The organism is Paenibacillus sp. FSL R5-0923, from assembly GCF_038009145.1.
Taxonomy (GTDB): domain Bacteria; phylum Bacillota; class Bacilli; order Paenibacillales; family Paenibacillaceae; genus Paenibacillus_AQ.
Window position 1 is genome coordinate 3,348,413 of the sequence record NZ_JBBPAT010000001.1, and the last position, 22,695, is coordinate 3,371,107.

The window sequence follows — 22,695 nt, forward strand, 5'->3', positions numbered from 1 at the left end:
CTAATGGCAAAGGCTAGTCAGCAGGGGCTTAGTGGCCGTCAAAAGGCCGCGATCCTGCTTATCACACTAGGGCCCGAGGTATCGGCGCAAATATTCAAACATTTAAGAGACGAGGAGATTGAACAATTAACTCTTGAAATTGCCAATGTCCGTAAAGTGGACAGCAGTGAAAAAGAGTCGATCATGTCTGAGTTCCATCAGATATGCCTCGCCCAGGAATATATATCACAAGGCGGTATTAACTACGCCAAAGAGATTCTGGAGAAAGCACTTGGTTCCGCAAAAGCAATGGAGGTCATTAACCGTCTGACTGCGACTTTGCAAGTAAGACCTTTCGATTTTGCACGCAAGGCTGATCCAAACCAGATTTTGAACTTTATTCAGAATGAGAATGTCCAGACTATCGCACTTGTATTGTCTTATCTGCAATTCGAACAAGCCGCAGCTATTCTCTCCTCATTACCTCAAGAGAAGCAGGCGGAGGTGGCTAGAAGAATTGCTGTAATGGACAGCACCTCTCCGGAGGTCATTACACAAATTGAACGAGTGCTGGAGCAGAAGCTTTCTGCTACAGTAACTCAGGATTATACAAATGCTGGCGGTATCGAATCAATCGTACAAATCTTGAATGGAGTTGACCGTGGGACAGAGCGTACAATTCTGGATTCTCTCGAAATTCAAGATCCAGAGCTCGCCGAGGAAATCAAGAAGCGGATGTTCGTATTCGAGGATATTGTCAATGTGGATAACCGTTCGATTCAGCGTATTATTCGTGATATTGATAATGCGGACCTGCAGCTTGCCCTTAAGGTTGCAAGCGAAGAAGTACGAGATGTTATTTTCCGGAATATGTCCAAACGTATGGCAGAGACATTCCGAGAAGAAATGGAGTACATGGGTCCTGTGCGGTTGCGTGATGTAGAAGAAGCGCAAACGCGTATTGTAGGTACGATCCGCAGACTCGAAGAGTCTGGAGAAATTATCATCGCTCGTGGCGGAGGAGATGACATCATTGTCTAAGCTGATTAAGCATTCTCAGTATGTTCCAGTTGATGTACTGAAAAGATTGGAGCAGGCCCGGCACTATGCGGGCCTAACTGAGGAGCCCGTTCCAGAGGAGACTGTAAGCGAGACTCACTATCATGATCCCGCTCGTGAAGAGGCTGAAGTGGCACGTAAGCAAATGCTTAAAGACGCCCAAGAATTTGCTGAAGAGCAAGTACGGAATGCCTCTCTTGAAGCGGAACAGATTGTTGAATCCTCAAAAGCGGAGGCTGAAGAGTGGTGGAAAGAGCGGCGTGAGCAGGATGAACATTTGGTTGAGGCCGTCAAAGCCGAGGCTTATCAGCTAGGGTATCAAGAAGGTGTTTCTCAAGCTGAGCAAGAGATGAAGCTCAAAATTGCAGCGATGATGGATGAAGCGCGTGCTGTTTTAACTGAAGCCTATAAGGCAAGGGATGTCATTATTCAGGAAGCTGAACCTTTCTTGGTTGAGCTAAGCTGTGATATTGCGGAGAAAATTGTGGACAGACAGTTAACGGTTGAGCCGCAGTTTGCAATGGATTTGATTCGGAAGAATCTAGCTCGTAAACGTGAGCAGGGGCTGATCTCACTGTGTGTATCACCTGCGCAGTTTGCTTTCGTAAACGCAGCAAGGGAAGAATTGTCATTAGCGGTTGACTCGCAGGCTGAACTACAGATCTTGCCTGACTCGACTGTGAAAGATCAAGGTTGTGTAATCCGCTCCTCCTTTGGCAGCATAGATGCCCGAATTGATACTCAGCTTGCAGAAATCAAGAAAGAGCTGGTTAGAATCGCGCTGGACACCGATGAGCAGAGAAATGGGGAAGAAGATGCTTGATAGTAACCGTTATAAGGAGCAACTTCGTAATCTCGATCCGGTGAGGATCAATGGGAAAGTGACGCAGGTTATCGGTCTTATGGTTGAATCGGAAGGACCTGATGCTAGCATTGGTGATGTGTGCTATATCTATCCTTCTAAAGGAAATAAGCCGCTGCAAGCTGAAGTCGTTGGTTTCCGTGACAACAAGGTGCTATTAATGCCACTTGGAGAACTGCAGGCCATTGGACCTGGTTGTGATGTAGTGGGAACAGGCAAGCCGCTTAGTGTTCAGGTGGGTTCAGAATTGCTGGGTAAGGTACTGGATGGTCTAGGGCAACCGCTTGATGGTTCCCTGATCCCAGCTCGAATGCCACATAGTTCGACCTTTAACATTCCGTCCAATCCACTCAATAGACCACGAGTGCAAGAACCTATTAGCATCGGTGTAAGAGCGATAGATGGTTTGCTAACAATTGGTAAAGGTCAGCGGGTGGGGATTTTCGCTGGTTCAGGGGTCGGCAAAAGTACGCTCATGGGAATGATTGCACGTAATACATCAGCAGATGTTAATGTTATCGCTCTGATTGGGGAACGTGGCAGGGAAGTACTGGATTTCATCGAACGCGATTTGGGACCTGAGGGTTTGCAGAGGTCAGTCGTTATTGTCGCTACATCTGATCAGCCTGCATTAATTCGAATTAAGGGAGCACTTATTGCTACTACGATTGCTGAGTATTTTCGGGATCGTGGACTTAATGTGATGCTGATGATGGATTCGGTCACTCGTTATGCTATGGCTCAACGTGAAGTTGGACTTGCAGTCGGAGAACCACCAGCTATGAGAGGTTACACACCATCTGTATTTGCAAGCTTACCTAAACTACTAGAACGCGCCGGAACTGGTCCTACAGGCTCTATCACAGCTTTTTACACTGTATTGGTTGATGGTGATGACATGAATGAGCCGATCGCTGATGCAGTGAGAGGAATACTCGATGGACATATCGTCCTTAACCGAAGTATTGCGAACAAAGGACATTTTCCAGCAATAGATGTGCTTTCCAGCATTAGTCGTGTAATGAAGGATATTGCGCCAGAAGAACAAATCGCCGCTGCAGAGAATGTTAAGCGACTAATGGCCGTGTACAAGGATTCAGAAGATTTAATTAATATCGGAGCGTACCAGAGAGGCTCCAATGCTCAAATCGATGAGTCGATGGAGTATATAGACAGTATATGGGAATTCACCAAACAAAGAGTGAATGAAAAAGTTACGCTGGCTGAAGTTCAACAGTCTTTAATTTCACACTTCTCGAGGAGTTGATTCAGTATCATGAGATTTCATTATACTTTTCAAAAAGTCGTTGACTTGAAGGGCAATGAGAAGACACAGGCAGAATGGATGCTCTCAAGCGCGCTTGGAGAATTGCAGGCACAAGAAAGAAGCCTGGATGAACTCACCTTTCAGCGGAGCGCTATTATGTTATCTTTACAAAATGCCGCAGAACAAAAGGCACCTATGGCGAAGATTCGTGAAATGCAAGAATATGTAGAATACCTGGATATATGCATTGCCCGTAAACATACGGACATTAGAAGTGCACATCAGGAAGTCTTGAAGAAGCAAGATCAGTTAAGCACAAAGGTATTAGACGAAAAAGTATGGTTAAAGGCAAAAGATAAGGCTGAGACACAGTTTCAGCAAAGTATGATTTTACGGGAACAAAACGAACTGGATGAGATGGCAACCGTCCGCTTCGCGATGAAATCCCTCTAACCCGGGAGGTTTCCGCTAGTGGCTAAAATTGATAATGACATGGAACTTGAAAATGAAGGGTCAGCGGGGAAATTTGAGCGGTTCTTATTTCTAATGATACCGATTATCTTCACGCTAGTACTGCTTGGAGTACTGTTGACGCTTTTTAATATGGACATTCGTAATAACGTGCTTGAAGTTGCGAATAAAATTCCGATTCTGGAAAAATGGGTTCCTGATCCGCCAACAGATCCTTCTAAACCGAAGGAAGAAAGCAAAAAGCAGGAAGTGAGCTCAAACTCAACGATTAAGGAGCTCAAAGCTCAGCTTGCCCAGCAGGCAGATGAGTTGAAGAAGGTCACAGATGAAAAAACAGCCCAGGATACCAAGGTTCAGGCGCTAGAGTCGCAAATTGAGGGAATGAAGACGGAAGCTGCTGCAGCTGCTGAAATAAACACGGAGGAAACAGAAGACCCTTATCAGAAGCAGGTTACTGATCTGGCGAAGCTGTACGCGGGCATGAAAGCTTCCAAAGCTGCACCGATTATGGAGAACTTGACTACAGAAGAGATGGTGCAGATATTCAGCGTAATGAATAAAGCGAGTAAAACTGCGATTCTGGAAAAAATGGATCCTCAAAAAGCGGCAGATGTGACGATTAAGTTGAAAGAAACTACCTCTTCGGGTGATATGGCAATTGCTGCTCTTCAATCTAGATTGAAAAAAGAAGCTGGCACTACTCAAACGACTAAAACTAGTACAAATCTGGATAAGGAAAAGTTGAACCAAACCTTTAGTTCAATGACGCCTGCCAATGCAGCTTCTCTACTAGGAGAAATGTACAAGATTAGTCCTGATAAAGTAGTAACGATTATGAATACCGTAAGTGATAGTGTTCGCTCTTCGATTTTGGGGGAAATGACTAAAAATGATAGTGCGCAAACCGCGAAGATTGTTAACCGTTTGATGGGTGCTAAATAAATAGTGAAAGGAGGTGAAAAATAATATGAGTTTAGTGGTTCAATCGCTTGTGAGCGCAAATGCTACAGGCGCAAGTGGTAGCTCATCGACTTCTACTGGCACAACAGCTGCTGTACCTTTCGCGCAGACTTTAGTGCAAACTATGGGAGGAAACACAGCTAACACCACATCGGTACCTACTGATCCGCTTCTAGGAAATCTAGCCTCTTTATTGCAAGGTCTTTTAAAGGAAGTGCAGACAACTGGAGAAGATCAAGGGGGACAAGATACGCAGAATTCTGATCTTATCGAGAAGCTAACTGCTGATGTTGAAAATCTGGATGAAAGCATCAATAGCGATCCTGCTGTGCTGGTAGCTTTGCAAGCTTGGCTTCTTCAGGTATCAGCTCTTCTATCAGGAAGTCAAGCGACTGAAGGTGATGCTACATCTGATACGGAGTCGGCAGGAAGCTTGTCGCCGTTAGCTAAGCATGCGGATACACTGCGATTTGCTGTTCAAGATGATTTGCAAAGTTTAGTTACTATGATTCAGGAAGCTGCTGTCAGTGGGAACGAAGAAGCTGCTAGTAAAGGAATAAGCTTGTTAAATAATTTCACAGCAATACTAGAACAGTCCTCCGCTAACACTATTAAGGGGAAGGGAAAGAACTCCAGTATAAATGAAAATTCTGGTGTATCTGTACAACAACCTATAGTGACTGAAAGCAAAGGTAATACGACGGACAAAACCATTCAAAACCTTAGTAATCGTGCTGGAGAAGCAGCTGCAATTAAGAATGAAGCAGTCCTAACTTCGCCTGTGACCTCAGGAACTGTTCAAGATCCTGAAGCAGAGCTTACCGCTCCATTGATTAAAAGCAGTGCAACTGGAGAAACAAAGCAGGCAGAATCAGCTCAAGATTCCACATCAGGAACTACTATCATAGAAGGAGATCATGAGGTTGTAACTGCTGGTCAACTAGCTCTTAGGGGAGGAATTACTGCTCCGTTGAAGGCTGAGGTTCCAGTAGCTCCTGTACCCGTTCATCAGTTTGCACAGGAAATGACCGGTTTTATCACAGGTAAATTGGAGATTGTCCAAAAAGGCGGAGTAGCTGAGGCTACGATATCACTCTTTCCAGAAAATCTCGGACAAGTAGATGTTAAGATTACTATGCAAAACGGCCATCTGGTTGCACAGTTTATGACTGAACATTCCGGAGCTAAGGATATGTTGGAACAGCAGATGAACCAGCTTCGAGCGGCATTGCAGTCTCAAGGCCTCCAAGTAGAAAAATTGGAAGTCACACAAAATAATACCCCCCTCAATTCAGGGTGGGGTCAAGAAGGACGCCAACCTGGTTCTGGAAGTGGTCAGCAGGGAAGACGCTCCAAAGAAAGTCGTGAGGAAGCTAATGATGCCATTCTTGCCGCAGAGCTAAATGGTGAATGGAAAGATTGGGTTTCAAACGCAGGGCAAGAAGATGATAATCAAGGGAACTCCTTCTCTGCCAAAGCTTAAACTTATCACAAGTGAAAGAGAGGTGAACGGTTATGACGACAACAACAACTCCTCCTGTTTCTACCAAAGACCAGTGGAATTATACAACTCCTGAATCTACTAAAACAACAGGGAATTCTGTGTTGGGTAAGGATCAGTTTTTGAAGATTTTGATCACTCAGCTGCAGAATCAAGATCCGATGCAGCCGATGCAAGATAAAGAATTTATTGCTCAAATGGCACAGTTTACATCTGTTGAGCAGCTGATGAATATCTCTACACAGCTTACATCAATGAATCAATCTCTTGGATCAGTATCCGGCTTGATTGGTAAAGATATCACATGGACGGATACCGCCACAAATCTACCTAAGACAGGGAACGTTGAATCAATCGTTGTCAGCAAGGGGATTCAATATGCGGTTGTGGGGAAAGACAGAATTGCTTTAACCGATATTACACAAATTCAGAATCCCGCAACAACAGAGAATGGTTCTGGTACAGATAGTAATACTCCGGAGAATAACGGAGGAAGCGAGGCGACAATATGAGTGACAGGCTGACCATAGGCCAACTGTATCCTGCGTCGTCCCTACATTCCTCAACGTTACAGCGATCTTCGATACCGAAGCAGGCTGTGACTGGAGAAGCCACCTTTGAGAGCGTACTGCAACAGAAGCTACTAAAATTCAGCAATCATGCTGCTAAGCGTCTTGAACAAAGAGGAATTGAACTTGGAAGCAGACAACTGGATCAGATTTCTTCTGCTGTGGATAAAGCTGCTGCCAAAGGCAGTAAAGAATCCTTGATATTAATGAAGGACTTGGCATTTATCGTAAGTGTCCCGAATCGTACGGTTGTAACCGCTATGGATGGGAATTCGATTAAAGATAACGTGTTTACGCAAATTGATAGTGCAATTGTGATTTCATAACCGGCTGGTCCTAACGGAAAGCCGAGGCGGCCGCTGACCGACTGACGCGGTCCCATTCACTTAGTAAGTTATTAGGACTCTATAATCTGGGAGGACAACACAAATGTTAAGATCTATGTATTCAGGGGTTTCAGGGATGAGAGGCTTTCAGACTAAGCTTGATGTAATCGGTAATAACATTGCCAATGTCAATACAATTGGTTTTAAATCAGGACGGGTTATGTTCAAGGACATTATGAGTCAAACTGTTTCTGGTGTAACTGCTCCTAGTGATGATGGTGCAGGTGGTATGAATGCTAAACAAATCGGACTAGGCGTAAGTATCGCTTCTATCGATACACTCCATTTACCCGGTAGTGCTCAAACTACTAATAACCCGACAGATTTACGCATTGACGGAGATGGTTTTTTCCTAGTAAAGCTATCAGAAGATCAAGAAACACCCTTCTTGACTCGTGCAGGAGATTTTCATGTAGATGCTGCACGTAATCTTGTAACTTCTGACGGACTTCATGTGCTAGATTCCGATGGTGGACCCATTCAACTGGGTGATGATGTAACAGCGTTCTCCATTTCCAATGATGGAACGATTGTTCAGACCATGTCGGATGGAACGACTCAAGGCGGAGTGAAGATTGGTGTAGCCAAGGTTACTAATCCATCTGGTTTAGAGAAAATTGGTGGTAATCTGTACCGTATGTCACTTAATGCGAATGCAGAAGGCGAACTTGTTCCGACTACAGCGAATAATACAGAAGATGGCACTGGCGCTATCATTTCTGGTCAACTCGAAATGTCCAATGTGGATCTTACGAATGAATTTACAGAAATGATTGTATCGCAACGTGGATTCCAGGCGAACTCCCGTATCATTACGACTTCTGATGAAGTGCTGCAGGAAGTAGTTAACCTGAAGCGTTAATTTTATTAATAATTTAATATCTTTTTTAAAGATTAACGCGGAGTCGTGGGGGAGGTACCCCTCCCCCTATTTTTGTTAGGAGGCCTGTTATGATATCGGTAACGAGATTAAATGGAACACCGATGTGGATCAATGCCCTACTGGTAGAAATGGTAGAAGAAAGCCCGGATACATATATTACGCTAGTAACCGGAAAAAGACTGATCGTGCTTGAAAAAGCTGATGAAGTTATTACGAAGATCCGGGATTATAACAGGGACATAGGCACATATGCTGCCACCATTAAAGTCCAGTCAATGGAGGAGCTAACATGAAGAAGATGCTGCCATGGTTACTTACGATTTTACTTGCGATTACACTTATCGTGATCGCCGCATTTTTATTAATGGACAAGATCTTTCCGAAAGATTCGAATGATGTAAATGCTGCGGTTCAGAGTGTGGAAACCAAGTATTTAACTGCAGATGAAATCGTCGAATTAACGGCAGAGATCAAAGATATCAAAACAAATCTTGCTGATCCCGATTATATCGTTCAAATAGATTTCGCCTTCCAACTGAATTCTGCGAAATCAAAGGAAGCATTCGAAAAAATAAAAGAGATCAAAATCAAACCGATTATTATCAAAACGCTTGCAGATACCAAACCTGAGGAGCTTAATGGAGCAAATGGCAAAGACCAGCTTAGCAGCAAGCTTGTTAATCTGATCAATAAGACATTGACCGAAGGCAAAATCACTCAGATCGAAGTCACCAAATACCTTTTGGCTTCTATGTAGCTTCAGGCATGATAATTCTTTGATAGGGGGGTGATTGAATTGGTTGATGTACTATCACAAAACGAAATAGATGCTCTACTTGCTGCACTTTCTTCAGGTGAGATGGATGCCGATGAACTTAAAAAGGAAGAAACTCAGAAGAAGATCCGATCTTATGACTTTAAACGGGCTGTTCGATTTTCTAAAGATCATATTCGTAGTCTTACAAGGATTCATGACAATTTCGCACGCTATCTTACAACGTACTTTTCAGCCCAATTACGCACCTTTGTGCAGATTAATGTCGTTCAAGTAGAGCAGCTCCCTTATGATGAATTCATTCGTTCCATTCCGAAAATGACAATACTGAACATTTTTGAAGCCGAACCTTTAGAAGGTCGAATGGTAATGGAAGTTCATCCAAACATCGCTTTCGCTATGCTGGACAGATTGCTGGGCGGTTTTGGGACTGCGCCATCTAAGATTAATGCTTTAACTGAAATCGAAACAACGATTATGGAGCGTATCTTCAGCAGATGTTTTGAAAGTTTGCAGGAGGCTTGGAAGACTGTGCTGGATATCCATCCGCGCATGGAAGCGCTCGAAACGAACCCACAGTTCATGCAAATTGTATCGCCAAATGAGACCATTGCATTGATCTCGTTAAGCACCAAAATTGGAGATACAACAGGTATGATCAATCTGTGCATACCGCACGTCGTTCTGGAACCAATAATGTCTAGACTATCTGTTCACCAATGGTTTGTAACAGAGAAGAAGACGCGGGATGCAGATGAACTTGAAGCTATTAAAGCTAGAGTTCATAAGGCGAAACTGCCGATTGTTGCTGAACTTGGAGAATCGAGCTTATCTATATCTGAGTTTCTTGGGCTTAGCGTCGGTGACGTGATCTCACTAAATAGGAATGTAGATACTGGACTCTCGATTAAGGTAGGGGAGAAGCTTAAGTTCATCGGAAGTCCTGGAATGGTGAAAGACCGGGTAGCCGTGCAAATAGACGAGATTGTCAGTGAAGGAGTTGAAGAATTTGACGAGTAAAGATTATTTATCCCAAGAAGAAATCGACGCCCTTCTGAGACAATCTGCGGAAGGCTCATTGGCTCCTTCAGAGAAAACGGTAAATGACTATTTAACACCGTTTGAACAGGATGCTTTGGGTGAAATCGGTAATATAACGTTTGGTAGTGCAGCGACAGCTCTTTCCACTTTACTGGGGAAAAAGGTTGATATTACAACCCCTCAAGTTTCCATCATTACACGCGGGGAGTTTGAAGTGGCTTTTCCTAAACCACATGTAGCTGTACACGTGGAATATGTAGATGGATTTCAGGGTATTAACTCACTTGTTATTAAGATTAGGGATGCACAGGTCATCGCAGATTTAATGCTTGGTGGGGAAGGCGAACCTAAAGATGAAGAATTGAATGAAATACACATTAGTGCTGTGCAGGAAGCTATGAACCAAATGATGGGTTCTTCTGCCACATCAATGTCTACGATCTTCAATCGATTTGTTAATATTTCGCCTCCGGGTATCGACATTTTAAACATGTCCAGTGGTGAAGGTGTAGGCAGCTTACCCAATGAAGAAACCTTAATTCGAATTTCGTTTCGACTTAAGATAGGAGATTTAATAGACTCTACTATTATGCAGCTCTTGCCTGTCCAGTTTGCTAAGGATATGGTAACGATGCTTCTGGGTGATGTTAGCCCTGCAGCGCAGGAGGCTGCAGTTACGTCGACAGAGACTCCTGCTAAGCCAGCTCAAGAGACGCCTCCTGTAGCTCCTCCAGTGCAACAGGCGCCTTCACAGCCCGTAGGAGAAACACCTCCGCCGTACCCGCCGCAGGGGATGCCTGGTTATCCAGGGATGCCAGAAGGCGGATATTATTATCCTCCAGCAGGAATGCCGGCGTATGGCATGCCAGGGATGCCACCCTACGGAATGCCGCCTCAAGGCATGCCTTATGGGCAGACACCACCGCTTAGTCCTGAAGCGAATCGCAATGTAAATGTACAGCCTGTACAATTTGCTAACCTTAACGGTGGAGCTTTTGGTCATATTGATGAAAACAATTTAAATTTATTGATGGACATACCGCTTAGAGTAACCGTAGAATTAGGAAGGACCCAGAAGCAGATTAAAGATATTTTAGAAATGTCTCAAGGCTCGATCATTGAGCTGGACAAGCTCGCCGGTGAGCCTGTAGATATTTTGGTTAACAACAAGCTTATTGCCAAAGGTGAAGTCGTAGTTATCGACGAAAACTTCGGCGTACGCGTTACGGATATCGTCAGCCAGTGGGACCGAATTCAGAAATTACAATAAGCATACTTAGGGAGGATTTTGTAAAAATGGCTAACCGAATTCTAATCGTGGACGATGCAGCATTTATGAGAATGATGATCCGTGACATTTTGTCGAAAAACGGATTTGAAGTAGTGGGCGAAGCTCAGGACGGTTCTCAAGCTATAGAGAAATTTAAAGAACTGCGTCCGGACCTCATCACGATGGATATAACTATGCCTGAGATGGACGGAATCGCCGCCCTGAAAGAAATCAAGAAGGTAGATCCGGCTGCTAAGGTCATCATGTGTTCAGCCATGGGCCAGCAGGCTATGGTTATCGATGCTATTCAAGCGGGAGCAAAAGACTTTATTGTGAAGCCTTTCCAAGCTGACCGAGTTATTGAAGCTATCAACAAAACGTTGGGTGTGTAGGAAAAAGACATGCCCCTCAATTCAGAACCGCTCGGGAGCAATAACACCCTGCTGAATTTGCTTAACGTTATTATTGTCCTTGCGGTAATCATTGTACTTATTGTGCTGCTGATCCGTTTTCTTGGACGTCGTAATCAGACCTTTATGAGCGGGCGCTCCATTCGAACGCTTGGTGCTGTAGGGCTGGGACCTAACAAGTCGATGCAGGTTATTGAACTGGGAAGCAGCCTTTACTTAATCGGGATTGGTGAGAACATATCCATCTTGGATAAAGTCACTGATCCGGATGAGGTAGCTTTGATCATTGCAGCATTTGAGGATCAGTCCTCCAACCAGAATAATTTTCTCGCACCGCTTATTGCCAAGGTTAAGGTTAAGCTGCGTGGGGAGGTTCCATCAGAAGAAATCGAGCTTAGTGAAACATCATCTTTTTACGAGACACTGCAATCCAAGCTTCGTTCTGCACCAGAGCGAAAAGAGAAAATGGAAGAGCTGTTACGGGATGATGCTACTAAGGATGAGTCGAGGAATTTATGAAAAAGAAGCTAATTCTTGCTATTCTGCTGTTCGGGTTCATTAGTATAGTTATGATGCGGCCGATACATGCTGATCCTATACCTAATGTTAATATTCAGGTCGGTAATGAAGATGGTTCAAGCGGTGGTACCAGTTCCATATCAATTCTTCTTCTCGTTACGGTTCTGAGTATTGCTCCGGCGTTTCTAGTTCTTATGACCAGTTTTACTAGAATTGTAATCGTGCTCGGTTTTGTTAGAACCTCACTTGGTACTCAGGCCATGCCTCCGAATCAGGTGCTGGTAGGGCTTGCTCTGTTTCTGACCCTGTTCATTATGTCGCCTACTTTGGCGCAAGTGAATGAAACGGCATTACAGCCGTATATGAAGGGGACGATTACCCAGACTGAGGCTTTTGATAAAGCTGCTGATCCGATGAAAGAGTTTATGTTTAAACAGACCAATTCCAAAGACCTTTTGTTATTTATGAAATATACCGGTTATACGGGATCAGCTAAACCGGCTACATACAGTGATATTCCACTGACGGTGATGGTGCCAGCTTTCGCAATTGGAGAATTGAAAAAAGCTTTTACAATGGGCTTCTTAATTTTCATTCCATTTCTGATTATTGATATTGTTGTGGCGAGTACGCTGATGGCCATGGGGATGATGATGCTTCCCCCGGTCATGATTTCATTACCTTTTAAAATTATGCTCTTTGTACTGGTAGACGGCTGGTACTTAGTCATTAAATCACTACTTCTTAGTTTTAACACCTGACCTTAAGAGGAGGCATGAGGATTGAGTACGGAGTTTATTATCGGTCTAGCAAGCCAAGCCGTATATTTAGTGCTGGAAGTCAGCGCTCCCATGCTGATTCTTGGTCTGGTGGTAGGGCTAATAATCAGTATCTTTCAAGCTACGACACAGATTCAGGAACAGACGCTAGCGTTTGTTCCAAAAATCGTCGCAGTACTGCTGGCTTTATTGCTATTTGGACCGTGGATCATCACGAAGCTAATTGACTTTACTAGCCAAATTCTAGGAAATCTCTATATGTATATTGGTTAACCAATGAACATGGATACCTTATTGCAAAGTTTACCCGTCTTTTTGCTTATTTTTTGTCGAATTACAGCCTTTTTTGTTGTCGTTCCTGTATTTTCTTCTCAAGGGGTACCGACAACTTTTAAGATTGGCATATCTTTTTTTGTAGCATTGGTAGTCTTTAGTGCTAATGGAACAGGGATTACGATTCCGCAGGATTTTAGTTATATTTTGCTGATTATGAGAGAAGTATTAATAGGTTTATTGCTAGGTTTCATTGGATATTTGATGTTTATGGCGATTCAGACAGCAGGTTCTTTCATTGATATTCAGATTGGCTTCGGTATTGCCAACGTCATTGATCCTATGACAGGAACGTCAGCACCTATTCTCGGTAATTTCAAATATATGATAGCCCTGCTAATGTTTTTGAGTATGAATGGACATCACCATTTACTAGATGCCATTGTGTACAGCTATAAATGGATTCCTATGAATAATGATTTATTTCTACGCATGGTTGATGGTAGTTTGTCAGAGTTTCTGGTCCGAACATTTGCGCAGTCGTTTGTATTAGCTTTTCAAATGTCGGCTCCATTAGTAACTGCACTGTTTCTGACCGATGTTGGTCTTGCTTTTTTAGCGAGAACGGCTCCGCAATATAATGTATTCGTTATAGGGGTTCCTCTAAAAATCATCATAGGTATTGCACTTCTTTTAGTGCTGATGCCAGGTCTGGCTGTGTTGTTTCAGAATCTCTTCGAAATCATGTTCGAATCCATGGAGAATTTACTGGGTCTCATGGGGAAGAAGCCGTAGGTGACCGTAAGGGGAGAGTATTATGCCTAAGACGAAGCGTTATAGACTAGATCTTCAACTCTTCGCCGGTGAAAAGACGGAAAAAGCAACCCCGAAGAAACGGCAGGATGCTCGTAAAAAAGGCCAAGTAGCCAAAAGTGCTGAGCTGTCTGGTGCGGTTGTATTGCTAGCTGCGGTAGTTAGCTTGATGATGTTTGGTGGTTTTATGAAAGAGCGTTTTATGAAGCTATACACGGACGTATTTCAGAATCGAATGATGCTGGACGTTACGCCTGAGAATATAACGCTGCTATTTAATCAGTATGGCTTGCAAATCTTGATTTTGCTAGCTCCATTACTTGGAATTACGTTTGTTATGGCACTTGTTTCCAACTTGGCGCAGGTGGGCTTTATGGCTACAGGAGAGGGGATTACTCCTAAATTCAGTAAGATTAATCCGATAAAAGGATTCAAAAATATTTTCTCTATGCGTTCGTTTGTAGAATTCCTGAAATCAATATTTAAGCTTCTAATTATTTCTTATCTGGTATATAGCACATTATGGGGAGAAAAGAAGAACTTTGCATCCCTGTCGCATATCAGTGCGGAGGGAATTTTTAAGTTTGCGGCCAAGCTGACGATGAGTCTTGGTTTGAAAATAGGGGTTGCCCTGCTAATTATGGCTTTTCTAGATTTTATGTATCAGAAGTACGAGCACGAAAAAAGCCTGAAAATGTCTAAGCAGGATATCAAGGATGAATACAAAAAAATGGAGGGCGACCCTCTAATTAAAGGTAAGATCAGGGAACGCCAACGCAGAATGGCCATGCAGCGTATGATGCAGGAAGTTCCTAACGCGGATGTAATTATTACAAATCCAACTCACTTTGCTGTTGCGCTAAAATATGATGGTTCCAAAATGGAGGCGCCACAGATTATTGCAAAAGGGCAGGATTATGTAGCACTTCGTATACGGGAGCTGGCTAAAGAACATGGCGTCGTGACTATGGAAAACAAACCGCTGGCACGGGCATTATTCCAAAGAGCAGAAATTGGAGATGTCGTTCCAAATGATCTGTTTCAGGCTGTAGCTGAAGTGCTGGCATATGTATATAAACTTAAAGGTAAGAGGAAATAAGGCGGGGGGTTAGGACATTGAAAGCTAAAGATTTAACAGTTTTGCTAGGCATCATCGGTATTGTGCTTATGATGATTCTGCCTATCCCGTCCTGGCTTTTGGACGTTTTGCTAGTTATTAATATTTCTATAGCATTAATTATCATATTAGTTGCTATGAACACGAAGAATGCGCTCGAATTTTCAATTTTTCCTTCATTATTGCTTGTTACGACATTGTTTCGTCTGTCACTAAACATTTCGACAACGAAATTGATCCTGACTTACGCAGATGCCGGTTCCGTGGTATCTACTTTCGGAAGCTGGATCGCCGGTGGACAAATTGCCGTTGGATTTATCGTGTTTCTGATTTTGGTAGTGGTTCAGTTTATTGTTATTACTAAAGGTTCAGAGCGTGTAGCTGAGGTAGGGGCGAGATTTACCTTGGATGCGATGCCCGGCAAGCAGATGAGTATTGATGCCGATCTTAACGCAGGCATGATTAATGAAACACAGGCACGTGAGCGTCGCCGCAATGTTGAACGGGAAGCGGATTTTTTCGGAGCCATGGATGGTGCGAGTAAATTCGTTAAAGGAGACGCGATTGCGAGTATCATTATCCTGTTGATCAATCTTATTGGTGGTTTTATTATCGGTATGGTTGTGCACGGAATGGATTTCTCCACTGCGTTATCTACTTATTCTGTATTGACGATCGGGGATGGTCTAGTCAGCCAGATTCCTGCTTTGCTCATTTCGACTGCAGCAGGTCTTATCGTTACTAGAGCTTCATCGGAAGGTAATCTGGCAGAAGAATTAACAGGTCAGTTACTCTCCTATCCAAAGTTATTATATATTGTTGCAGTTACTGTTGCTTTTCTAGGTCTCTTTACACCTATACATATGATTACTACGCTCCCGCTAGCTGGTTTGCTGGCTTTTGCAGCCTATAGTATGGGACAAAATTTAAATCGAAAACAGATTGCCGAAGAGCAGCTTGTTGAAGAGAAACAGATTGAAGAGGTACGAAGTCCGGAAAGTGTAATTAATTTACTCTCTGTAGATCCTATTGAATTCGAGTTCGGGTACGGTCTTATACCTTTGGCAGATACAGGTCAGGGTGGAGATTTACTAGATCGTATCATCATGATTCGACGGCAATGTGCACTTGAAATGGGTCTTGTAGTGCCTGTTATTCGCATTCGCGACAATATTCAACTAAAACCGAATGAATATGTCATAAAAATTAAAGGAAATACTGTCGGCGGCGGTGAATTATTACTTAATCACTACTTAGCCATGAGTCCAGGCTATGATGATGAATCTATAAACGGTATTGAGACCATTGAACCATCTTTTGGACTTCCAGCGTTGTGGATTGACGAATCGGTTAAAGAGCGGGCTGAATTGTCCGGCTATACCGTGGTAGATCCACCATCCGTTGTTGCAACTCATTTGACGGAGCTGATTAAGCGTTATGGACATGAGTTGTTAGGACGACAAGAAACTAAGATGTTGGTGGATAACCTAAGAGACAATTATCCAGTGCTTGTTGATGATCTTATTCCTTCGGTATTAGCGATTGGGGATGTGCAAAAGGTACTTGCCAAGCTGCTGCGCGAGAAAATATCGATCAGGGATTTGGTTACTATTTTTGAGACGTTGGCGGATTACGGGACGTACACCAAGGATCCTGATATTCTTACCGAATATGTTCGTCAATCCTTGTCCAGACAGATTACTCAGCAATTCTCGCAAGTTGGAGAGACTCTGAAAGTTATTACGGTAGGACCTAACCTAGAGAAGAAAATTTCTGAGAGTGTGCAGCAATCTGAACAGGGCAGTTATTTGGCATTGGATCCAGCATCGACTCAAACGATCTATCAGCGGTTAAGTGAACAGATCAATCGACTGCTGCAGTCAGGACAACAGCCCATTGTACTCACATCACCAACCATTCGTATGTATTTGCGGCAGGTGATTGAACGGACAATGCAGGATATTCCTGTACTGTCTTATAGCGAACTAGAGCCTAACATTGAAATACAAAGCGTCGGAGTGGTGAATTTATGAGAGTGAAGCGTTATGTGGTCGATACGATGCCTGACGCCATGCATTCCATTCGTAGTGAGCTTGGAAGCGAGGCTGTAATTTTAAGTACTAAAGAAATTAAGATTGGCGGATTTTTAGGATTGTTTAAAAAGAAAAAAATAGAGGTAGTAGCGGCTGTTGAAAAAGCTCAAAAGGAGAGTGCTCCTGAAAAGCCTGTGAAGCCTGCGATGAACATTCCGCGCAGCGCTGTCCCGCAAGCTTACCAAAAAGCTTCATCTTCATCATCTGCTTCTACTGTAACGTTGGAAAAGCCGGAAGAGCCTCGGTCCTTTGCGGAAATCGCCGCTGCCTTGTCGGAAGCTATTGATGTAAAAGAATCGATAACCAAACATCCAGAGCCTGATCAGAAATCGCTTGAATCCAATCCAGATGAAACTACCTCTGTATCAGCCTTATATGAATCTTTAGGGTTAGATCAAACGCCAGAGGTTGCCTCGGCGCTGGAGAATGATGTTTTTCGTGAAATTAGAGATATGAAGCTTTGGATGGAACGAATCGCGAGGCAGTCTTCAGGGGCAAGAGAATTACCGGATAGTCTCCAGCAGCTTAGAGATCTTTTGATTGAGCAGGAGATGGATACTGTCCTTGTTGAGGAGTGGATCAGTAATATCTCCGAACGTTGGGCGGATGAAGGGCGTACTTGGGGACCTGAGAAATTTCAGGAGTCCTTAAAAGAACAGCTCGATGGATTCCTGTCAGGGCGAATCGCTGATGGAATTGCACCTGATACCCAAATCGTATATATTGCAGGGCCCACAGGAGTAGGAAAAACTACTACCATAGCCAAGCTTGCGGCTGAACAGCTATTCAAAAACGGACGCAAGGTTGGTTTTATCACCTCTGATACGTATCGAATTTCAGCTGTGGAGCAGTTGCGTACATACGCAGCTATCCTGAATGTTCCGCTAGAGGTTGTACAATCTCCCGGAGATTTACAAAGAGCACTCTTTCGATTGGAGAGTTGTGATCTTGTAATTATGGATACAGCTGGACGGAATTATCGTAATGATATGCTTGTAGCAGAACTGCAAAGCTTGCTAGCGAAGGAATTAAGAAGTGAGACCTATCTTGTACTCAGCTTAACTTCGAAAAGCCGTGATATGAAATTGATTGCAGAGCATTTCGGCAGGTACAAGCTGGATAAAGTTATTTTTACCAAGCTAGATGAGACGGGAAGTTATGGACCACTCTTTAACGTCCTGAATGATTTCCCTCTCACATTATCTTATATGACCAATGGTCAAAATGTACCTGACGATTTATTGATGGCTTCCAAAGAACAACTTAGTGAGATGCTTCTTGGAACAGGTGAATCATGATGGATCAGGCACAATCCTTGAGACAGCTTGTATCCAGTCAGGAGCCTAAACTAGCTGAAAAAGGGGAAACATCCGCCCGTATCATTACTGTTTGTAGTGGTAAAGGTGGCGTAGGGAAATCGAATTTTACACTTAATTTCGCTTTAACTTTAAAAGCAATGGGAAAGAGAGTATTGCTGTTCGATGCAGATATTGGCATGGCTAACATAGACGTGTTAATGGGCGTGTCGGCGAAGTATAACCTATATCATCTGTTAAAAAGAGAAGCGGATATTGAGCAGATTATTCAGTTAGGACCGAACGGGCTACCTTTTATAGCTGGTGGATCGGGCATGGATGAGTTATTTTCTCTTTCGGAATCGGACCTTAATTATTTCACAGCCCAGATAGCCCTTATTGCGGACAGCATGGATTATATTTTGTTCGATACAGGTGCTGGATTATCTAAGGAAACGTTGAAGTTTATAACCTCTGCGGACGATTGCCTAGTAGTTACAACACCAGAGCCAACTGCTATAACAGACGCTTACGCATTAATGAAGGTTGTGAATCGGACGTATCCGGAGATTTCTTTTAAACTGATTGTGAATCAAGCGGGTGATGAGAGAGAAGCATCAGTGACAAGTGATAAGATCCGTATGGCGGCCAGTCGTTTTTTGCAATTAGATGTTTCCTATCTTGGTCATATAAGCTCAGATGCCCATGTAGTGCAGGCTGTCAAAAGGCAGACGCCATTTTCATTGGCTTTTCCAAACAGTGTTGCTGCAAAAGATATACATCGGCTAGCCCTAAGTTATTTGACCATAGATGGTAAAAAAGAAACAAAAGTTCAAGGTATTAAAGGCTTTATCCATAAATGGTTAAAGCGAAGTAAATAATTGTTCTGAATCTGGAACAGAGGTGGAAATGATATGAAGCCATATAAAGTTTTGGTTGTTGATGATTCTGCATTTATGCGCAAGATCATTTCCGATTTAATTGAAAATGACGCTGACTTTCAGGTGACGGCAACAGCTACAAACGGTCGCGAGGCTATCGAGAAAATAAATAAACTTCGGCCGGATCTAGTTACTATGGATGTGGAAATGCCGGAGATGAACGGCCTGGAAGCGCTGAAAATAATAATGGCGTCAGATCCGCTGCCAGTGATTATGCTGTCAGGCATCAATGAAGAGGGCATGAAGGAAACCATTCTTGCACTGGAATGGGGCGCTTTTGATTTCATTCGTAAACCTTCAATATCAAATTCCCAGGATATAACGGGCGTAGGGGAATCCCTAAGAGAGCAAATGAAAGAAGCTATGTTGGCTCGAGAGCAACGTGAAGCGCGAGCATCTGCTTTTAGGATGCCTGACATCACGCCTTTAGAGCCATTACTGCCGACTGCACCTAGATTGTTACCGGACAAATCCAAGGCAGCACTTAAATCTTCTCTCAAAGATGAAGGAATGAGAAAACCTCGGGGGAAACAGCCAGTAGATAGTATTATCCCTAAAAAGGCAACCAAACCAATCATCTCTGATAAAACACCGTTAATCGAAAAGTCTAAACCAAAGACTAAAGTAGAGAATAAACCAATTCCGCCCAAACCGGTGATAGAGTCTTTAGTGGAGGTATCTTCTGAGCCTCCGGGACTTTCTCCGGATCGAATGGTTGGTAGCAAGAATTTGCACAAATTAGTTGCTGTCGGTTGTTCTACAGGCGGACCTCGTGCACTGAAGGTACTCCTGGAGAAAATTCCAGCGGATTTTCCAGCTCCTATTGTCATTGTGCAGCATATGCCGCCTAACTTTACGAAATCACTAGCCCAGCGTCTGAATACATTCAGTCCGCTAGAAGTGTTAGAAGCAGAGCAGGGGATGATATTACGAAAAGGAGCAGCCTACATTGCGCCTGGAGGCTATCATTTACAAGTTACCCCAACATCTAAAGGGCAATATGCAGTTGTACTCACGAAGGAGGAGGCGCGAAATGGCCACCGACCTTCAGTGGATGTTTTATTCGAATCATTGCTTCCACTCACATCTCTAGATCGGCACGTGTTGCTGATGACAGGGATGGGTAGTGATGGTGCTAGGATGATGAAATCTCTCTATGACTCAGGGGTTACCTCAACATTTGCTGAAAGTGAAGAGACCTGTGTCGTTTACGGGATGCCGCGATCTGCGGTGGAATTGCAGTGCGTCAAATATGTACTGCCTTTGCAAGAAATTGCTCCAAGGCTAGTGCAAGCCGTTAAATAACGGAAAAGCGAACTCGAAGGGGAGGTGCTCTACTATGGACATGAACCAATATTTATCCATGTTTATTGATGAGTCGAATGATCATCTGCAGTCATTGAACGAGAGCATGATGGGGCTGGAAGCGAATCCTGAGGATCTTAGTATCGTACAGGTCATATTCCGCTCTGCGCACACTTTAAAAGGTATGGCAGCGACTATGGGCTTTGAAGATTTGGCTTCACTTACACACCAAATGGAGAATGTGTTAGATCTTGTACGTAATAACAAGCTGCGCATGCAGGATTTCATTTTTGATACGTTATTCAAAAGTTTGGATGCCTTAGAGTCTATGGTTGAGGATATTACTAGCGGTGGCGAAGGTAAAGCAGATGTATCAGCCATTGTCTCATCCCTACAGGCTATCGTACGGGGTGAGATTCCTGTTGAAGGCGGTACAGCATCTGCTGCTAATATACCTGCTGCACAAGCAGCTGAAACTCCGATTCATTTAGATGAGTTCCAATTTTCTGTTCTAGAACAATCGATTCAGGAAGGGCATCATGCATTGTATGTGGACGTAACGATCCGTAAGGATTGTCAACTTAAGGCTGTACGTGCATACATGGTGTTTGATCTGCTCGAACGTTCGGGGGAAGTAGTTAAATCCTTCCCATCCGTTCAAGATATAGAACAAGAGAAATTTGACCAAAGCTTCTCACTCTATTACATAACCCAAAAAAACGCTGATCAGATTCAGGCAATGATTATGAATTTGTCTGAGATTGATAAAGTAACAGCAGTAGCACTAGATCAAGAATCCTTGAAAATGCTTGGTCAAGAAACGGCAGCTGCCGTGTCAGAGGTTGCCGCAACAGCCACTGTAGAGGAAACAGCTCCAGCTGCTTCAGTAGCATCTAAACCATTGCCTACCAAAGATGAAGCTAATAAGCCGGGAGCAACTAAAACAGGAGGGGCGCCTTCACGTACGATTCGTGTAGATATCGAACGCTTAGATGTGCTCATGAATCTATTTAGTGAACTTCTGATTGACAGAGTTCGTTTAGAACAGCTGGCTTCTGAGGTTCAGAATGGTGATCTTACGGAAACTGTCGAGCATATGGGCAGAGTAAGCGGAGATCTCCAGAATATTGTGATGAAGCTTCGTATGGTTCCAGTAGATACCGTATTTAACCGGTTCCCACGTATGCTTCGTGATCTAGCTAAGTCGCTGGACAAGAAAGTAGATCTAATTGTAACGGGTGCCGAAACAGAGCTTGACCGGACGGTAATTGATGAAATTGGTGATCCACTTGTACATTTATTGCGTAATGCGGTTGATCACGGAATTGAATCCATTGCTGACCGTATTGCTGCTGGTAAACCAGAGACTGGGACAGTTCATCTACGTGCTTTCCACAGCGGAAATCATGTCTTCATTGAAATTGAGGAAGATGGAACAGGCATTTATCCAGAGAAGGTTTTGAAATCTGCTGTGAAAAAAGGCGTGATCACGCAAGAGCAAGCGAAGAATATGACGGATGATGAAGCTTATCAATTACTATTTGCACCAGGTTTCAGCACGGCAGAAGTTATTTCTGATGTCTCAGGTCGTGGCGTAGGACTGGATGTAGTAAAATCTAAGATTTCTTCCCTGGGTGGTAATGTAACGATCTATTCTTCACCAGGCAAAGGTACGAATTTTTCAGTTCAGTTGCCACTTACTCTATCTATTATTGCAGCCATGCTTATTCGATTGGGTTCTGAGAAGTATGCCATTCCTTTATCCTCTATTGTGGAAACTGGAATCGTGCAGAACACTCAAATCCGTACGATTCATGGCAACAAAATGATAGAGTTCCGGAATTCTCATATTCCACTAGTTTCTCTAAGTCGTCTATTTTCGGTACCTGATTATGATGAGAGTACTGAAGAAGAGACAGAGATCGTAGTTGTACGTAAGGGAGAACGTCTTGTAGCCTTAGCTGTACAGGATTTTATTGGTCAGAACGAGATCGTTATCAAGAATCTGGGTAAATATTTACCTGAAATTCAAGGGATATCTGGCGCAACGATACTTGGAGATGGCCAAGTCGCACTTATTATTGATCCGAACGCTTTTATTAAATAACTAGGATAGAACAGGGAGGT

Annotated in this window: 24 protein-coding genes; all 24 read left to right on the forward strand. The window is 43.4% G+C overall.

Going from position 1 to position 22,695, the window contains the following annotated elements:
• The first annotated feature begins 3 nt into the window (after nt 1-3).
• A complete protein-coding gene (gene fliG, locus MKX35_RS14930; protein ID WP_042128934.1) occupies nt 4-1,020 on the forward strand; it encodes a flagellar motor switch protein FliG in 1,017 nt (338 codons plus the stop codon).
• Entirely contained in the window at nt 1,013-1,861 is an 849-nt protein-coding gene (locus MKX35_RS14935) for a FliH/SctL family protein (RefSeq protein WP_042189449.1), read from the forward strand. Before fliG ends, MKX35_RS14935 begins: the two co-directional genes overlap by 8 nt.
• The gene (gene fliI / locus MKX35_RS14940) at nt 1,830-3,167 is read left to right on the forward strand and encodes a flagellar protein export ATPase FliI (protein WP_279306853.1); all 1,338 of its coding nucleotides are present in this window, start codon (nt 1,830-1,832) and stop codon (nt 3,165-3,167) included. Before MKX35_RS14935 ends, fliI begins: the two co-directional genes overlap by 32 nt.
• A 9-nt stretch (nt 3,168-3,176) precedes the next feature.
• Complete coding sequence (gene fliJ / locus MKX35_RS14945; RefSeq protein ID WP_076285416.1) at nt 3,177-3,620, forward strand: flagellar export protein FliJ; 444 nt, start codon at nt 3,177-3,179, stop codon at nt 3,618-3,620.
• Between the two features lie 18 nt (nt 3,621-3,638).
• Complete coding sequence (locus MKX35_RS14950; protein WP_305953480.1) at nt 3,639-4,580, forward strand: MotE family protein; 942 nt, start codon at nt 3,639-3,641, stop codon at nt 4,578-4,580.
• Between the two features lie 25 nt (nt 4,581-4,605).
• On the forward strand, nt 4,606-6,081 hold the full coding sequence (locus tag MKX35_RS14955) for a flagellar hook-length control protein FliK (RefSeq protein WP_076299243.1): 1,476 nt from the start codon (nt 4,606-4,608) through the stop codon (nt 6,079-6,081).
• Nucleotides 6,082-6,113: 32 nt separating this feature from the next.
• Nucleotides 6,114-6,611: a flagellar hook capping FlgD N-terminal domain-containing protein gene (locus MKX35_RS14960; RefSeq protein ID WP_076285418.1), complete on the forward strand. Its 498-nt coding sequence runs from the start codon at nt 6,114-6,116 to the stop codon at nt 6,609-6,611.
• Nucleotides 6,608-6,994, forward strand: coding sequence for a TIGR02530 family flagellar biosynthesis protein (locus tag MKX35_RS14965; protein WP_076299242.1), 387 nt, complete (start codon nt 6,608-6,610; stop codon nt 6,992-6,994). Before MKX35_RS14960 ends, MKX35_RS14965 begins: the two co-directional genes overlap by 4 nt.
• 103 nt (nt 6,995-7,097) lie before the next feature.
• Complete coding sequence (gene flgG / locus MKX35_RS14970; RefSeq protein ID WP_076285419.1) at nt 7,098-7,916, forward strand: flagellar basal body rod protein FlgG; 819 nt, start codon at nt 7,098-7,100, stop codon at nt 7,914-7,916.
• Between the two features lie 89 nt (nt 7,917-8,005).
• Nucleotides 8,006-8,230, forward strand: a complete 225-nt coding sequence (locus MKX35_RS14975) for a flagellar FlbD family protein (RefSeq protein WP_042128923.1) — start codon at nt 8,006-8,008, stop codon at nt 8,228-8,230.
• Nucleotides 8,227-8,694 carry a flagellar basal body-associated FliL family protein gene (locus MKX35_RS14980; protein WP_042189445.1) on the forward strand — a complete coding sequence of 156 codons (468 nt, stop codon included), beginning with the start codon at nt 8,227-8,229 and terminating at the stop codon, nt 8,692-8,694. Before MKX35_RS14975 ends, MKX35_RS14980 begins: the two co-directional genes overlap by 4 nt.
• A 39-nt stretch (nt 8,695-8,733) precedes the next feature.
• The gene (fliM, locus tag MKX35_RS14985) at nt 8,734-9,732 is read left to right on the forward strand and encodes a flagellar motor switch protein FliM (RefSeq protein ID WP_076119558.1); all 999 of its coding nucleotides are present in this window, start codon (nt 8,734-8,736) and stop codon (nt 9,730-9,732) included.
• On the forward strand, nt 9,722-11,023 hold the full coding sequence (gene fliY / locus MKX35_RS14990) for a flagellar motor switch phosphatase FliY (RefSeq protein WP_076299241.1): 1,302 nt from the start codon (nt 9,722-9,724) through the stop codon (nt 11,021-11,023). The genes fliM and fliY overlap by 11 nt, the downstream gene beginning before the upstream one ends.
• A 26-nt stretch (nt 11,024-11,049) precedes the next feature.
• Nucleotides 11,050-11,415 carry a response regulator gene (locus MKX35_RS14995; RefSeq protein ID WP_036688523.1) on the forward strand — a complete coding sequence of 122 codons (366 nt, stop codon included), beginning with the start codon at nt 11,050-11,052 and terminating at the stop codon, nt 11,413-11,415.
• A 9-nt stretch (nt 11,416-11,424) separates the two neighbouring features.
• Complete coding sequence (locus MKX35_RS15000) at nt 11,425-11,952, forward strand: flagellar biosynthetic protein FliO (protein WP_076299240.1); 528 nt, start codon at nt 11,425-11,427, stop codon at nt 11,950-11,952.
• The gene (gene fliP, locus MKX35_RS15005; protein ID WP_042189441.1) at nt 11,949-12,713 is read left to right on the forward strand and encodes a flagellar type III secretion system pore protein FliP; all 765 of its coding nucleotides are present in this window, start codon (nt 11,949-11,951) and stop codon (nt 12,711-12,713) included. The genes MKX35_RS15000 and fliP overlap by 4 nt, the downstream gene beginning before the upstream one ends.
• 21 nt (nt 12,714-12,734) lie before the next feature.
• On the forward strand, nt 12,735-13,004 hold the full coding sequence (gene fliQ / locus MKX35_RS15010) for a flagellar biosynthesis protein FliQ (RefSeq protein WP_036688516.1): 270 nt from the start codon (nt 12,735-12,737) through the stop codon (nt 13,002-13,004).
• A gap of 9 nt (nt 13,005-13,013) precedes the next feature.
• Complete coding sequence (gene fliR / locus MKX35_RS15015; protein ID WP_042194135.1) at nt 13,014-13,799, forward strand: flagellar biosynthetic protein FliR; 786 nt, start codon at nt 13,014-13,016, stop codon at nt 13,797-13,799.
• A gap of 22 nt (nt 13,800-13,821) precedes the next feature.
• Complete coding sequence (flhB, locus tag MKX35_RS15020) at nt 13,822-14,916, forward strand: flagellar biosynthesis protein FlhB (RefSeq protein ID WP_042189439.1); 1,095 nt, start codon at nt 13,822-13,824, stop codon at nt 14,914-14,916.
• A gap of 17 nt (nt 14,917-14,933) precedes the next feature.
• Nucleotides 14,934-16,967, forward strand: a complete 2,034-nt coding sequence (gene flhA, locus MKX35_RS15025) for a flagellar biosynthesis protein FlhA (protein ID WP_042189438.1) — start codon at nt 14,934-14,936, stop codon at nt 16,965-16,967.
• A complete protein-coding gene (gene flhF / locus MKX35_RS15030; protein ID WP_076299239.1) occupies nt 16,964-18,325 on the forward strand; it encodes a flagellar biosynthesis protein FlhF in 1,362 nt (453 codons plus the stop codon). The genes flhA and flhF overlap by 4 nt, the downstream gene beginning before the upstream one ends.
• Complete coding sequence (locus MKX35_RS15035; RefSeq protein WP_076299238.1) at nt 18,322-19,203, forward strand: MinD/ParA family protein; 882 nt, start codon at nt 18,322-18,324, stop codon at nt 19,201-19,203. The genes flhF and MKX35_RS15035 overlap by 4 nt, the downstream gene beginning before the upstream one ends.
• Before the next feature lie 33 nt (nt 19,204-19,236).
• Nucleotides 19,237-20,568, forward strand: coding sequence for a protein-glutamate methylesterase/protein-glutamine glutaminase (locus tag MKX35_RS15040; protein ID WP_076299237.1), 1,332 nt, complete (start codon nt 19,237-19,239; stop codon nt 20,566-20,568).
• 34 nt (nt 20,569-20,602) lie between these two features.
• Nucleotides 20,603-22,675, forward strand: a complete 2,073-nt coding sequence (locus MKX35_RS15045; RefSeq protein WP_076299236.1) for a chemotaxis protein CheA — start codon at nt 20,603-20,605, stop codon at nt 22,673-22,675.
• Nucleotides 22,676-22,695: the final 20 nt, after the last annotated feature.

Coding starts and splice junctions, on each gene's coding strand:
- fliG (WP_042128934.1), top strand. CDS start 4: ATGGCAAAGGCTAGTCAGCAGGGGCTTAGTGGCCGTCAAAAGGCCGCG.
- fliI (WP_279306853.1), top strand. CDS start 1,830: ATGAGCAGAGAAATGGGGAAGAAGATGCTTGATAGTAACCGTTATAAG.
- fliJ (WP_076285416.1), top strand. CDS start 3,177: ATGAGATTTCATTATACTTTTCAAAAAGTCGTTGACTTGAAGGGCAAT.
- MKX35_RS14955 (WP_076299243.1), top strand. CDS start 4,606: ATGAGTTTAGTGGTTCAATCGCTTGTGAGCGCAAATGCTACAGGCGCA.
- MKX35_RS14960 (WP_076285418.1), top strand. CDS start 6,114: ATGACGACAACAACAACTCCTCCTGTTTCTACCAAAGACCAGTGGAAT.
- MKX35_RS14965 (WP_076299242.1), top strand. CDS start 6,608: ATGAGTGACAGGCTGACCATAGGCCAACTGTATCCTGCGTCGTCCCTA.
- flgG (WP_076285419.1), top strand. CDS start 7,098: ATGTTAAGATCTATGTATTCAGGGGTTTCAGGGATGAGAGGCTTTCAG.
- MKX35_RS14975 (WP_042128923.1), top strand. CDS start 8,006: ATGATATCGGTAACGAGATTAAATGGAACACCGATGTGGATCAATGCC.
- MKX35_RS14980 (WP_042189445.1), top strand. CDS start 8,227: ATGAAGAAGATGCTGCCATGGTTACTTACGATTTTACTTGCGATTACA.
- MKX35_RS14995 (WP_036688523.1), top strand. CDS start 11,050: ATGGCTAACCGAATTCTAATCGTGGACGATGCAGCATTTATGAGAATG.
- MKX35_RS15000 (WP_076299240.1), top strand. CDS start 11,425: ATGCCCCTCAATTCAGAACCGCTCGGGAGCAATAACACCCTGCTGAAT.
- fliP (WP_042189441.1), top strand. CDS start 11,949: ATGAAAAAGAAGCTAATTCTTGCTATTCTGCTGTTCGGGTTCATTAGT.
- fliR (WP_042194135.1), top strand. CDS start 13,014: ATGGATACCTTATTGCAAAGTTTACCCGTCTTTTTGCTTATTTTTTGT.
- flhB (WP_042189439.1), top strand. CDS start 13,822: ATGCCTAAGACGAAGCGTTATAGACTAGATCTTCAACTCTTCGCCGGT.
- flhF (WP_076299239.1), top strand. CDS start 16,964: ATGAGAGTGAAGCGTTATGTGGTCGATACGATGCCTGACGCCATGCAT.
- MKX35_RS15035 (WP_076299238.1), top strand. CDS start 18,322: ATGATGGATCAGGCACAATCCTTGAGACAGCTTGTATCCAGTCAGGAG.
- MKX35_RS15040 (WP_076299237.1), top strand. CDS start 19,237: ATGAAGCCATATAAAGTTTTGGTTGTTGATGATTCTGCATTTATGCGC.
- MKX35_RS15045 (WP_076299236.1), top strand. CDS start 20,603: ATGGACATGAACCAATATTTATCCATGTTTATTGATGAGTCGAATGAT.